Annotated in this window: 9 protein-coding genes; 1 reads left to right on the top strand and 8 read right to left on the bottom strand. The window is 44.5% G+C overall.

Annotation, left to right across the window (positions count from 1 at the left end; translation table 11 throughout):
• Positions 1–103: 103 nt before the first annotated feature.
• From F6K57_RS15885 to F6K57_RS15875, 3 genes are all read right to left on the bottom strand, one after another.
• Positions 104–1294, bottom strand: coding sequence for an RNA-guided endonuclease TnpB family protein (locus F6K57_RS15885; protein ID WP_293069175.1), 1191 nt, complete (start codon positions 1292–1294; stop codon positions 104–106).
• Between the two features lie 165 nt (positions 1295–1459).
• The gene (gene recF, locus F6K57_RS15880; protein WP_293069173.1) at positions 1460–2611 is read right to left on the bottom strand and encodes a DNA replication/repair protein RecF; all 1152 of its coding nucleotides are present in this window, start codon (positions 2609–2611) and stop codon (positions 1460–1462) included.
• Positions 2612–2621: 10 nt separating this feature from the next.
• Positions 2622–2825 carry a hypothetical protein gene (locus F6K57_RS15875; RefSeq protein WP_293069171.1) on the bottom strand — a complete coding sequence of 68 codons (204 nt, stop codon included), beginning with the start codon at positions 2823–2825 and terminating at the stop codon, positions 2622–2624.
• Positions 2826–2907: 82 nt separating this feature from the next.
• On the opposite strand from F6K57_RS15875, the gene F6K57_RS15870 reads away from it, so the two are divergent.
• Positions 2908–3111 carry a hypothetical protein gene (locus F6K57_RS15870; protein ID WP_293069169.1) on the top strand — a complete coding sequence of 68 codons (204 nt, stop codon included), beginning with the start codon at positions 2908–2910 and terminating at the stop codon, positions 3109–3111.
• On the opposite strand, the gene F6K57_RS15865 is transcribed toward F6K57_RS15870, so the two are convergent.
• From F6K57_RS15865 to F6K57_RS15845, 5 genes are all read right to left on the bottom strand, one after another.
• Positions 3108–6038 (bottom strand): cation-translocating P-type ATPase, encoded by a 2931-nt coding sequence (locus F6K57_RS15865; RefSeq protein ID WP_293069167.1) that lies wholly within the window; start codon positions 6036–6038, stop codon positions 3108–3110. The genes F6K57_RS15870 and F6K57_RS15865 overlap by 4 nt on opposite strands.
• A gap of 262 nt (positions 6039–6300) precedes the next feature.
• Positions 6301–8013 carry a ShlB/FhaC/HecB family hemolysin secretion/activation protein gene (locus F6K57_RS15860; RefSeq protein ID WP_293069165.1) on the bottom strand — a complete coding sequence of 571 codons (1713 nt, stop codon included), beginning with the start codon at positions 8011–8013 and terminating at the stop codon, positions 6301–6303.
• 606 nt (positions 8014–8619) lie between these two features.
• Positions 8620–8772 (bottom strand): hypothetical protein, encoded by a 153-nt coding sequence (locus F6K57_RS15855; protein ID WP_293069163.1) that lies wholly within the window; start codon positions 8770–8772, stop codon positions 8620–8622.
• 1013 nt (positions 8773–9785) lie between these two features.
• The gene (locus tag F6K57_RS15850; RefSeq protein ID WP_293035640.1) at positions 9786–10967 is read right to left on the bottom strand and encodes a DUF4912 domain-containing protein; all 1182 of its coding nucleotides are present in this window, start codon (positions 10965–10967) and stop codon (positions 9786–9788) included.
• A 915-nt stretch (positions 10968–11882) separates the two neighbouring features.
• Positions 11883–14270, bottom strand: coding sequence for an IMS domain-containing protein (locus tag F6K57_RS15845; RefSeq protein ID WP_293069160.1), 2388 nt, complete (start codon positions 14268–14270; stop codon positions 11883–11885).
• Positions 14271–14463 lie beyond the last annotated feature (193 nt).

Raw genomic sequence — 14463 nt, 5'->3', positions numbered from 1 at the left:
CAGAAGATACAACAACCTTAGTATAACCAAAAAATTTTGTCTTATTGACATCCTCCCACCGCTAAATCTTTGATTATAGCGGGGGATTCCTAAGACTCACGACTTAGGTTTCTGCTTCCTTCTCCCTTTTTTTGGAGTTTTTCGCACCAGCCCTCCGAGACTTACTCTCTTGAGGTCTTACGGTCGCTCCACAGACTGACACGGCAAGCCCTGCCGCCAAGATATTAATTGATGCATTAATATCGCGATCGTGGTGAGTATTACAAGATGGGCAATCCCACTCCCGAATACTCAGGGGTAAAGATTCGACGCGATTGAGGCATACAGAACACAACTTGCTACTGGGAAACCATCTGTCAATAGAAATAGCTTTACGGCTGTACCACTCTGATTTATATTTGACCTGACGGATTATTTCCCCCCAGTTAGCATCACTGATCACCTGAGCTAGTTTTTGATTTTTGACCATGTTTTTCACCGCTAAGTCTTCAAACGCAATCAATTGGTTTTCTTTGACCAGTTTAGTGGTTAGCTTGTGAGTAAAATCTTTTCTAGCGTCCTTGATTTTTGCGTGTATTTTAGCTACCTTTAATCTGGCTTTGTAACGATTATTGGAACCTTTTTGTTTTCGTGACAAAGCCTTTTGATATTTGGCCAGTTTTTTCTTGAGTTTTTTGAAATGTTTGGGATTAGTGATTTTATCCCCGTCACTGGTCGTGATTAAACTAGTAATTCCTAAATCAAAACCAACTTGTTTATCCGTCACAGGCAAACTCAAGTCTCTATGATCATTAAACCTGATTGAGATATGCCATCGATTAGATGGATCTAAGTTAACTATAACGGTAGTTGGTTCGCAGTTTATAGGTAATTGACGACTCCAACGAATAGGCAAAGGTTCTTGGCATTTAGCAAGATAGATCTGACCATCTTTCCATTTAAATGCCGATTTGGTAAATTCTGCACTACCACCGTTGCGTTTTTTCTTGAAGTTGGGATATTTGGCACGACCTGCAAAAAAATTAGTAAAAGCAGTTTGAAGATGTCTTAACCCCTGTTGAAGTGGAACACAACTGACTTCATTTAGAAAAAACAAGTCATCCTGTTTTTTCCATCCTGTCAACATTGAGGAAGTTTCTTTATAACTGATTCGTTTTTGGTGTTCATACCATCCTTTTGTTCTAGCGCATAAGGCTTTGTTGTAAACAAGTCTTACACAGCCTAGAGTTCTCCTCAACAGATTGTCTTGTTCAGGATTTGGGTAAAAACGGTAACGGTAAGCTTTTTCAACCATGCTTACATTTTAAAACATTCCATGTGAATTGTCAACTGAACACAACTGCTCGTCCTCCCTTTCCTCTCACCGTTAAGCCTTCGGCTATAACGGGAGTCTCCAGGGAGGCAGAAAGATAACAAAGTGTAAAAGTAGTTTACCCGATCAACCATCAAGTATCAACCATCAAGCTTCCAACCTTTTAATCTGTCCTGCTTGCACTGAAAGAATCTGAGACGAATTCAGCCATTGGGAATCAAAGGCTCCCAAGTGAGTAGTAGTAATCAAAGTCTGAAACCGATCCTGAATAGCATCCAACAGTAAATTTTGCCGATTCAGGTCTAGTTCAGCTAATACATCATCTAGTAACAACAGAGGTGGCTCTCCCACCACCTCTTCAATGAGCTTCAATTCAGCTAACTTAAGCGCTAAGACCAACGTTCGTTGTTGACCTTGAGAACCATAGGACTTGGCTGGGGTCTGATTAATGGTAAACTGTACTTCATCCCGGTGAGGACCGACTAGGGTTCTCCCTTGATGAAATTCAGGAAGGGAGTACTGTTGGATTTTCTCTAAAAAAGCCTGCTTGACTAGATCAGGGTCATCTTTGGAAAGACTGACATTGGGGGCATAGGTAATATCCAATACCTCTGTCTTGCCACTAATACTAGCGTGCCATGCTTGGGCTATAGGAGCTAACCGTTTTAGCATTCTCTCTCGACGGCGGGTGACTCGTGAGCCAGCAGTAGCCAGTTGGGCATCCCACAACCCTAGCTCCGCATTGTACTGCTTGGATACCGATGCATCAACTTCCCCTTCTTGTTGAAGTTTACGGATTTTTTTCAGCAAAGCATTGCGCTGTCGCAATACCTGGTTATATTGCTGCAAAATGTAAGCATAAATTGGTTCGAGCTGAGTCAGAATTGAATCGAGCCAGGCGCGACGCCGTTCTGGTGCTCCTCGCACCAGTTCCAAATCCAGGCTAGAAAACTGTACCGCATTGAGAATACCTAAAAAGTCCAACTGCCGACGCAAGGATTCTTGATTGAGAGCAACAGTACGCCTTCCCTGACTGCGCAAGGTTAATCCTAGTTCTACTGAACCATAGGCTCGTTCTAGAGTAGCCCGAATCTCAGCAATAGGAGTAGTTTCTAAGACCAATTCGCGATCGCGTGCTGACCGATGACTCTTGAGGGTAGAGAGCAACTCTACTGCCTCTAGTAGATTCGATTTCCCCTGAGCATTATTACCCAGTAAAATTGTCTTGGGAGCATCGAAGTTAACCAGGCAATCCCTGTAGTTACGAAACTGTCGCAGGTGTAGGCTCTTAAGGTACATCCAATGAAGGTTACAGGTTGGGGGTTAGCAGGTGGAAGGTTGTTCGCGTAGCGTGGCCAAAGGCCAAGGTTAGTAGGTTGAAGGTTAAGAGGTTGAAGGTTAAGAGGTTGAAGGTTAAGAGGTTGAAGGTTAAGAGGTTGAAGGTTAAGAGGTTAAAGGTTAAGAGGTTAAAGGTTAAGAGGTTAAAGGTTAAGAGGTTGTTTGCCCAAGGCATCTCTTGTAGGGTTGGTTAGCTGGTTGAAAGTGAGCAGGTTCTAGGTTAGCAGGTTCTAGGTGAATAGGTTAACAGCCTTAAGATGAGAAGTCTGATATCAACTAAAAAAATCTCTAACCGTTTAATATTTCACTTTCAACCTCCCAACCTTCAACCTTCAACCTCCCAACCTTCAACCTTCAACCTTCAACCTTCAACCTCCCAACCTTCAACCTTCAACCTTCAACCTCCCAACCTTCAACCTTCAACCTTCAACCTTCAACCTCCCAACCTCCCAACCGACTAACCTTGAACTTTTCCCTTGCCATACCAACGAATAAATAATTTCTCCAGCTCAACCCAAACAAATAGTGACGTACTAAAGCCAAGACAGACAGCGAATTCCATGATAGTCAGAGGTTCAGTGCCAAAGAAGTCTTGCAAAAAGGGTACATAAACCAGTAGCAGCTGTAAGAGAGTAGTCACAGTAACTGCCAACAGCAAATAAGGGTTAGAAAATGGGTTTAATTCCAGAGTAATGCGTTTGTTGGAGCGGACTGCGAGGGCGTGGCCCATTTGAGCAATACATAGGGTAGTAAATACCATTGTCTTCCAGTGAGGGAAGTATCCATAGGCAATTGCCATTAAGGTAATGTTGAAAATGGCAAAGACAATACCAATGCGCACCATATAAGACCCCAACCCTCTGGCAAAAATACTTTCCCTAGGACTAAAAGGCGATCGCTTCATCACATCGGGTTCTGCTGGTTCCACAGCTAGGGCAAGAGCGGGTAAACCATCAGTGACTAGGTTCATCCAGAGAATTTGTAAGGGAGTGAGGGGAACATCTGGTAGTCCCATGATCGGGGCTGCGGCAATAGTTAATACCTCACCGATGTTACTGCCCAGGATGTATCTAATAAAGCGACGAATATTGTCATATACTGTCCGACCTTCTTCTGTGGCAGCAACAATGGTGGCAAAGTTGTCATCTAACAGCACCATATCGCTGGCTTCTTTACTGACATCGGTTCCGGTAATTCCCATAGCAATACCAATGTCAGCTTGCTTGAGAGCGGGTGCATCATTCACCCCATCTCCGGTCATGGCAACAAATTTACCCCTACCCTGGAGTGCCTGAACAATTCTGAGTTTGTGTTCCGGAGCAACACGAGCATAAATGCTGACTTGGTCTACCTGTTCCTCTAGATCGAGTTGGGAGAGCTTTTGTAACTGCTGACCAGTCAGTACCTGATCAGTGTGATTGGCAATTCCCAAATCCTGGGCAATCGCTCTAGCGGTAAGTTTGTGGTCTCCGGTAATCATAATCGGACGAATTCCAGCATTCCGGCACCGCTGAACTGCTTCTCGTACCTCTGGCCGTGGAGCATCCAACATTCCCACTAACCCCAACCACACCAACCCTTGCTCTAAGGTTTCATGGTCTGCTTCTGGAGCTGATAAGCTATCTAGGGATTTATAGGCAAAACCTAGGACTCGCAAACCAGCCCCTGCCATTTGGTTATTCTGTTCCAAAATCTGTTGCCGCTGCTCTTCTGTCAAGGGTTGACACCCTAGAGTTCCTGCTGCTCTGTCATCATTATGTACTGATGAAGTACAATGCTCTAACACCAATTCTGGAGACCCTTTGGTCAACATCATGTAACCGGTCAGTTGTGGGTTCTCGGTTGTTCGCGTAGCGTGGCCGAAAGGCCAAGGTTGTTCGCCTTTGGTGTTCGAGTAGCCAAGGTTAGCAGGTAGGTTAGCAGGTTGAAAGTTATCTGGAGAACTATCCCACTGACAAATCACGCTCATACGCTTACGCTCAGAGGAGAAGGGAATTTCATCCACACGGGAATACTGTTGACTCAGAGGTTCCTTATCCACACCCCCTTTACCAGCCAGAGCAATTAATGCTCCTTCTGTGGGGTCTCCTAAAATCTTCCACTCCCCCTGTTCATACTGCAAGATGGCATCATTACACAGAGCACAAGCTAGAAGTAGGGGTTCGAGTTCGGGATACTGTTCTGTAGTAATGGGCTGATTGTCTAGGAGAAATTCCCCTACAGGTTCATAACCATTCCCAGTCACCTGAATACTAGTGTTGAGGGTATCCACCCGTTGCACAACCATTTTGTTTTGGGTCAGGGTACCAGTTTTATCAGAACAAATGGTAGTCACACTTCCTAAGGTTTCCACTGCTGGTAGTTTGCGAATTAGAGCATGACGGCGTACCATTCTCTGGGTTCCTAGGGCTAAGGTAACAGTCACCACCGCTGGCAAGCCTTCTGGAACTACAGCAACTGCCATACTTAAAGAAACTTCTACCAGTTGTTGGAACACACTCAAGTCCCAACCGCTTACGCCCAAGCCAATGATAATTACTAGTGCTACTAGCAACAGCGAACCGGTTACCAAGACTTGTCCCAGCTGAGACATGCGCTGTTGCAGAGGTGTCGGTTCACTTTCCACCCCTTGTAGCATCTGGGCAATTTTACCCAGTTCCGTATTCATCCCAGTACCAGTAACTAGGACTTTACCTCTGCCTTGGACAACTTCAGTTCCCTGAAAAACTAAATTAATGCGATCGCCTATGGGAGTATCTTCCGATAGCTCCACCTCTACGGTTTTATTGACAGCATTAGCTTCCCCAGTCAGTGCAGATTCTCTGACCTGCAAATTCGATGCCTCGATCAGCCTACCATCTGCTCCAACTTGTACCCCAGCTTCCAGCAACATGATGTCCCCTGGCACAAGCTGTTGACTATCTATCTCTAAGGTACGACCATCCCGCAGCACTCGTACCTTAGGGGATGCCATACTTTTCAGGGCTGCTAGGGCTTTTTCAGCACGGCTTTCCTGGAGATACCCGAGGATGCCATTAAGAATCACGATTGAGAGGATAGCAATCGTATCTTTGAAGGGGAATTCACTGGCCTTTTCTGAGGCTTGTTGCAGATTGATCAGATCTAAAATCCCGGAAACTATCGCTACTGCAATCAGCATCAGCAGCATGATGTCCTTGAATTGATCAAGGAACATTGCCCAGGAACTGCGCTTTGCTTTTTCCTCTAGCTCATTTAAGCCATAGTATTCCAACCGCTGTGATACCTGTTGAGAGGTCAAACCGGCTTGAGGGTCACAGCCGGATTCTGCTAAAGAATTTTCGACAGATTGGGTGTACCACGCTTTTAACGGGTCAGGCAATAAATTAGAATGGGTCAATGGATTCACCGGGAATGTTTGCTTTTAGATGATATTCATTCGATCATAAAAATTTCCTAGGGAGTTTGGAAACCAAGACTATAATCGAATCTAGCGCAGCAACATAGCACCCGATGTAGGAAGTGAACATCTGTTCTTCTATTCAAAGTCTGTATTCTAAAGATAGGCAGTTGGCGCTAATCCTAGTAATTTAGTCAGTATTTGATCAAGTTTTATTGACTGTTGACGCTCACGGTTGCCCATTCACCGTAATCGTCAGAGTTGAAATAGTTTAGTATTGATAGCGAACATTAAAGTAGAAGCCCTCATCCTGGGCATTGTTACTGCGATCATCCAAATCAACCAGAGGAATGCCATAGTCAAGTCGCAGATTAAGCCCTGTCACTGGCTGCACAATTAGCCCTAAGCCAATACCCGCTAAAAACCGTTGTGACGGTAACGTATTAGGATTGTCAGGGTTATTCCAGACATAACCCATGTCGAAAAACGGAATTAGTTGTAATGCGGGGTGATCGTCTACATCTCGATGTAAAGTGATACGGTCTTCAATAGAGAATCGTAATCCATTGTCCCCTGCTCTAATATTTTGACGGTAGCCCCTCAGGGATTGACCACCGCCAAGCAAAAATTGTTGGGGAGGCAATAGGCTATTGGGGGTAAGCTGAACCTCGGTTCCCATAATTAAGAAATTATCCTCTGAGAGAATCTGCAACCGCTGTACTTGGCCTAGCCAGCGAAAAAAGCGTCCATCAGGTATAGGATCGGGGTTGATAGTGGCATCAAACCAGCCAGTTCCCAGACTCAAAAGCGATCGCAAAAACCAAGTTCCCTCCAAATCCCGACGTAGATACTCTTGTTCAAACTTAATCACGCTCAGGGTAGTCGAGCCATCTTGATCTGGACCAAAGCCAAACCCAAGAGGCTCATCACCCAAAAAAGTCTGACCATCTCTATAACTGAACCCTAGAGACAGAGCAAATTCTTCCCGAGGTGTACGGTACAACGGCTGACGAAATCGAATTTCATACAGCTCAGATTCTCCCTCAATATCAAAAACATTGAATGGTGCTTGAGTCACCCGATTACGGTCGATCACTGTTCGCAGTTCTAAGGTACCATTTCGGGGATTGAGGGGAAAGCGATAGCCAAAATCAAAAATATTAGACCCGCCAGTGGTCGAACGACGATAAGTGAAGGAAATTTCATCCCCATTGCCAGTTAGGTTGAGATGGCGAACATTAAAGCTCATTCGTTCAGAACCAATACTAGGAGGTGAGTAGTTATCAACCCCTACACTTCCTTCAAACGGATTAGCTTCCACAACACGAACAATCAGAATGCTTTGTCCCACTTTTGTTCCTTTGCGCAGGCTGGCTTCTATGCTGTCCAACTTTGGGTCAAGCCGTAACAATCGTAATTGGTTTTCCAAATCAGTAGTATTGAATGGTGTTCCAGTCCCCAACTGGACACGGCTGCGGATATAGTTGGGATTGAGGCGGCGTGTTCCTTCAACTTCGATCTTTTCTATACCCCCTTCTATGACACGAATTGTAACAATGCCCTTGGTAATGTCAATTGTTTGATCGGCAAGAAGAATTGCTCTAGTGTTAATATAGCCCTGCTTGAGGTAAAAGGTGGTAATATCATCCGCGACTTCTCTTAGTTGTTCAATAGTCAGGGAGCGTCCTAGATAGGGTTGTATGATCTGCTGAAACTGCTCTGGTGAAAAGATGGTGCTGCCAATGACTTCGATTTTATCAACTTGAATGGTTTTAGAGTCAAAAGCAGTTAGTCTAGCAGGTGTATTGGGTTTAGTCTCTAGTAGAACTGCTCCTTCTGAATCTGATAGTATGGGCGCTAATAGTTCACCTATCTGATTTTGATAATTTCCATCAACCAATTTTACTGACTCCTGAGCAGTTTTATTCTCCTGCTGCTTAAGCAGAAGGTTACTTGCTCTTAGAGATCTATGATTGCTTGGCAAAGAAGTTAGGGTTACTGCTAGGGCATCATTACAACTGGTCCAGGCAATTATTAAATACAACGGTGTAAATTTATTTGATATTAATTTCTTTAATAAATACTTTATAAGCACAATTTTAATTAACATCTGATGCCAAAGCAATCCGATCTTCGAGCGCATCGGGTTTTTTATTCTCCTTGGGTGGGGATATCTGGCTCTTCCGTACCTGTTATGCTAAACTGTTAGCTTTGATGAACTCAAATTACTATCATGTATAGCTTTAAGGTTTTGATAATTATTTTTTACTATAAAATTTTAGCTAAACCCACAACCTCCTTATTGTATCAACAGTTTAGATTGGGTTTGTGATAATTTAGCATACTCAAAACGGAAGAGCCGGATATCTAGGGATTTTGGGTGACAACGAATGGTCCAAACGTAAACGCCACTAAAAAGCCTAACCCTGATTAGTTCAAAAATTACAAAAAACTATCACCATCGTCTCTCGCAGTTATAGCTTATATCAAATTCGTTTAATTACCCATAATCAAAATCTCTACCCTGTCTGACCGTGTGGTGGGTTTTCCGGTGTCAGTCTAGCCCGTGGGTATTCATACCGAGTTGCATTCAAAGATAGTAGATTGGTTGGATAGGGAGATAGGGAGATAGGGAGATAGGGAGATAGGGAGATAGGGAGATGGGGAGATAGGGAGATAGGGAGATAGGGAGATGGGGAGATGGGGAAATTGGCGGAAGAGAAAGTTGTACGTTTGACCGCAACTTGGTATCAAGCAGACTTGAGATGAGTTGTTATTCTCTTCAAACCACTTGCGATCATAACCAATTAATCACACTTGAGGTGCGACCCGTGGCGAATTTAATAATTAGATGCGGAAAGCACACCTAACTAGTTTGAGCTTCGCGGCTTAAGAGGGATGGGTAAAGGCAAGTTTTGTCAAATTCTTGGCGTGACTAGAACCAGGGAACTGACTCCTATTTTCCCCAAATCCTTTCAGTCCACAACCCACACCCGGTCTAGTTTTTATCCTGCTTGTCACTCCCTCAGGTGCGACCCGTGGCGAATTTAATTCTTAATGGGTCAAGCGCACCTATTGACTCTTGGCAAAAAAATCCCCCGGCTAGTGTCGGGGGAACTCCTTAGAAGTATGAAGTGTGAATTCTCAGGTTATTATAGGTCAATGCTGCTTCTTGAACTATATACAAATAGTTAGTATCTAGCTATACTAACTATTAGATTATTGGTATCAAAAGCTACAACTGATCCTGGTAACTATAAAACTTTGAGATTATAGCATATTTATGTTTGACTTTATCGAACCCATAAATACAAGGAGATTCAGAACCGATACTTTTTAGCTACCAAAGTCTACCAAGAGAAACTTTAGCCCGCCAATGCAAGCTGATTGCTCAGCCAGGGGGTATCTCCCAAAGCACGAAGAAATATTCCTCGTGCGCCATCATAAAAGTGCGTCAACCAGATCCAATGTCACTACAAAACCCTTGGTTTTCGGGAAATTTATTTAATTGTGAGACAAGGTCATGGCACTAATTTCATAGTTAAAGTATAGCAAATTACTTGAGGTTTTGGCAAGCTTTGTGATACTTTTGCCTACTGTCTACTAACCTCATCAACCCTGAGTCGTTGAACTGCTAATGGTATCGTACCATAGAAGCTGACGCTTCGCTTCGGTAAAAGCTGGTTTGGCTGACCCCACCCAACTTATAAAGTATAGGTGTAAATTATGGGTGGGGACTGCACTCACAAATTTTATTCAACTGAACACGATATCAGTATGGCATGATGGCTTCTCGCGGATTAACTTCATATGGATTGAGCGAGTTTCCTTGCCATCCACTGACACTGCCATGATTGGGTAGTCAATCACACCATCCTGGAAAGACATCTGGAAGCTGAAGGTACCGTCTGGGTTAATCTTAATCGGACGTCCATCAATAGTAAGGGAAGCACGAGGATCAGTGGTACCATGGATAATTAGCTCAGCATCTACGACTAAGGACAATTCCGGAGAACGAGCGGGGGGAGCAGAAGCATTGAAACCAGCTCCCGACATGTTTGGAGAAACCCACTTACCAATACCCGAAGGGAAAGCATTGGAACTTATTACTGACCTTGGTAGTTGCTGCATAGAACTATAAAGAGAACCAGCTACTCCCTCAGCTTCCACAGATTGAGTCATGCCAAAGATTTCCCCATAGATAGGTCGATCAGGAATTTCTGAGCTACTCCCATTAGCTGTCTGGCTAGGCGGCACAAGTTTTAGGACAGTCTTACCCTGTAGATTATCATCCCAGTTGACCGTGACGAATTGGTCTTCCATCCATTTAGAGGGATAGGCTGGGGGGGCATGGATAGGTGCTGAACGAGCCAGAACTAGCCATTGACCATCTTCACAGCGATAACCAATCTCAACTAAATAATCGCGATCGCTAACTGGCATGGGTAGATACCATTCTCGCGCTAGCTCATCACAGGGATATTCTTGGATACTATGGGGACTTTGATAATCCAGTTTGATTGCGGTAACATCATAGAGCCTTAGAGCGAGTTGTTGACCTCCATGAGAGCGCAGTTCTTGTTTATGTTCATAGGGAATATCCCAATAGGCATAAGACCAATGTGGATCACGAGGCATTAGGACAATCCGGCTTTCACCATAACCTTCTGGTAGCTCTGCTAATCCCTCATCAACAGAAACTAGAGTATCACTAGTCGGCTCTTCTTGAGCTAATTCAAACTTGGTTGATTCCACATTCGGTTGTGCCTCAATTATCGGCGATGGAGTGGTAGACCTTTTGTGACGTTCTATTGCTTGAATTTCCGCCAATAAGCGTGCTTTCCGCATTCTACTGTATCGAGATATACCATATTCACTCGCGACTCTACGTAATTGCCGTAGAGTCATTTCTTCTAGGGGAGTTCCTTCTTTTGCCATGATTTATGTTCTATACGTTGTTAGGTTGCCTGATAGATTACTGATGTCAATCTTGAGGTGCGACCCGTGATGGCGAGCAATCCCTTGACCGTAGGTCACTCTACGCGAACGCCATTACGGAAAGCGCACCTAATTAAAAAAAGTTTTGGTTGCTATGAAACTTACCATTAGGTCAGACCTGACTAAAGTTTTTATCCTTCTTGATTCCCAGATTTTAAAGGCGCGACCCGTGGCCGCGAGGGATTGCTCGCGGCCTAGGAGGCGCGCGCCTTGAGGGAAATTACCCGTCTACTGCTTATTCGAAACTTCAGTTATTTTTTATACCTAAAATCTGGTAAAGTCAGCCATCGATAATTTGGTTAAATACTAACAAACCAACATTTTTATGGGATCCTCTGATCAACTATATATAACAAGGAATTTTTTGGTCAGGTCAAGGGGTAAATCAGGCGATTTTCGGTAAATTCACGCATTTACCAGAAAATATGGACTCAAAATGTCATGAAATTATCACATCACTCCTCAGGTGCGACCCGAACGCGCCCCGCGTCGGCTTTGCCGAAAGGCGCGACCCTAGGCCGGGGAACCCGGCCTAGGAGGCGCGCACCAAAGCGCGAATTTAATTCTTAATAGGTCAAGCGCACCTAAGGACTCAGTCATCAATATTATCAACTTAGCTACCATAAATGATCTGTAGCCAAGAAGGATAAAACTCTGATCTACTTATCATTGAAATTCCTTATTAATCATTTATCTCTCAGGATTGATGATAAGCAACACTATATGACTACTTTCCTCAGCGGTGAGCGAAAAGTGGCAAGCCAAAGCTAATCGCATCATCAATCATCGACAGGAATAATCATTAGTTTTCCCTTTTCTTTTCGACAGGAATTAACTGGTCAGATATGTTTTTAGTTATCTTACCATCCAACCTTTAATTAACCACTGACCCCCTTGGCGTACTAACTCATACTTGACTCTTAAGTTGTCATTACTCGAAGCTGCCGGACTCAGAATACCATCTTGATATACCTTTGCTTCCTCCTTGACCGCAGCATCTATCACAGCTTGATTAGGATTCGATGTGTTAGTCTCAACTGAGTTAATTTTGACGCTGTGCTTGTAGAACCGGTAAGAGTTATTGTTTTTAGCCGCTTTAGCACTTTTGAGCCAGACAGACAGAGCTGGCTCAGCTAATATTTTATTAAGTTGCCCTACGTCATGTTTTTCTCCAAAGGCAAGTTTCTTAGTGTTTAGCCAGGTTTCGATGACTTGCTGAGCCGTTTCTTGATTTAGAGGACCACTTGGAGCGATCAGCTCACTGCCGCTCGGAGGAATCGGGACTGGAGGTTGGTCAAGCTGCACAAAAGCTTGTTCTCCCTCTAAGGGTGGTGTTGACAAACTTTTAAGAGCTTTATTGAGCAAAATCAGCAGGATGCCCAGTCCTAGCAAACCTAAAAGACTCAGGAAAATCAGACGTCTTAGTTTAGTCCCTGGTTTGAATCGCTCTGGTGAAGGTTCCATAGGATCAGGGGATGAATGATTCAGACTGCTCCGCTGACTTGAGGAGTCTTTGACCAAAGAACCGCCTCTAGACCAACCACCTGAGGCAGTTGAATTTTGACTATCGAGGGTTTTGCCTGACTTGCCCCCACCCATAAAACTACCTAAGGATTGACGCCTACGACGCCGCCCATGACTCCGCAAGCCTGTGGTTTTTGACTCTAAGTCCTGATGAGTTTGTGCTTCTGAGCCATTTGATGAGTGGGACATCCCTTGAGCTGTAGGCAAAGTTGATACCCCATTAGTGGTGAAGCGATCGCTATTGACCCTGCTTTGACTAACACCGTTTGCCAACGCCCCACTTGGCCACCTTGACCCCACCGTTACTGGTTCTGCCGTTGTCTGTGAGCCTTGGCCATTGCTGAATCTCTCTTGCCCCAGGATGCTTTTAGAAGAGCCTACCGTTGCATAGCTGGTTGTTTGGGAAGGTACAACCGTCCACTGATTGCTAGTTTCCTCAGATGAATCTGGTAAATTTTCTAGATAGGCTTGTACTTGATCATCAGCAAAGTATTCCTTCAAAGAGACCTTTTGATTCGCCAAATCCCGGAAGTGGGGAAATACAGATTCTTGTAGCCAACGCTCTCCGTAGAGGCATAATCCTGGCAATAAGTCTGGGGAATTTTGAGAATGTTCCCGAATGAAAGCTAGAGGTTCGTATTCCTGGCTCAGTTCCAAGGCACGACTGGCTTCTTCCGTTTGGCCGAGAAGCAGAGCACACACCCCTTGTTCTAGGTGAACATCCTGCCGCTTACCCAAACGCATCAGCATTTTCTTGGCACGAGCAATCAAAGCTGGTTCTCTGTGAGCAAATCCCCTTGCTAGTAAGGCGTAAACAGCTAGGTATGTAGCAACTGCTGAAGGGCGTCGTGCTTCAGCTTCAAATAAGGTTTGCTGTTGGTTGGAGGTAAGATAGCCTCGCAACTGTTGGATAAAGCGGAGAAAGTCATCAATCCCTAAACCAGATTGGTCATTACCAGTGCCATCGATACCTCGACGCTCCTGTAACATTTCTTGGAGCAACCGCAAGCCTTTGCGCCGCTCAATGGCTTTTTCTTCTGGCAGGGCTAATAATTCTAAAATCCGATAAGGGCGAAGTTTATAGAGGTCTGCCTGGATTTCCCCTCGAACACTCGGAAATAAGCCTTCTTGTAGAAGTAATTGTTGTCCAGTTTCTAGGGACATAGCTGCGTTTTCATACTCCGCTTGCTGCCATTGCTCTCGACCTAGCTCTAAGCAGGCAATAGCTAAGGTCAAAACCACGTCGGGTTGAACAAGTTGGGGATCCCCCAATTTCCCCTGACTTAATCCAACGCTGTCACCTTTTTCCAGTAACGGTTGCGCCAGTTTTAGAACCAGTTCGTATTCCCCAAGTTCTTGAAGAATCAGTAAGCTTCCGAGTAATTGGTCGTTATCAATTTCAATCGTAGGAGTGTGAGCTTCGACGGTTTCACCTGTTACTGTTTGATTAGTACCAGGAGCACCCGCCACTGATGGGTGTTGCTCTTGGAGTTGATAAGCTTTGGCAATCAAGCCAGCATCGTACTCCTCTCTTGTTTCCGGGTCACTCAAAACCCCGTAGGCTTTTTCAAGGAGTGTTTTACGAGAGGCTATTGCTGCTTCCGAATATTCTCGGCGCGGTAGTTGTAAGGTACGATCACGATAGGCTTGGCTGAGCTGTTGGGCTGTAGCCTGAATCGGCAATCCTAATATGCGGTAGTAATCGAGCGGAATGCGCACGGTTCACTTCCCCAGCTTTTCGAGCAACTGAATGAGTTGATGATAGCCCATATCGTACTCCCTAAACTGGCTATAGCTATTTATCTGTCACTTTAAAAGACACAGTATCGCAGCTAACCGGTTTTGTCGAGTCCCTAAACACTATTAATTCTAGCAACTAGGGTGGATCATCTTCTTTAATTAACTTTAATTA

The organism is Moorena sp. SIO4A5, assembly GCF_010672005.1.
Classification (GTDB): domain Bacteria; phylum Cyanobacteriota; class Cyanobacteriia; order Cyanobacteriales; family Coleofasciculaceae; genus Moorena.
The sequence above is the reverse complement of the archived record's forward strand: the minus strand, read 5'-3'. Positions and strand labels throughout refer to the sequence as shown.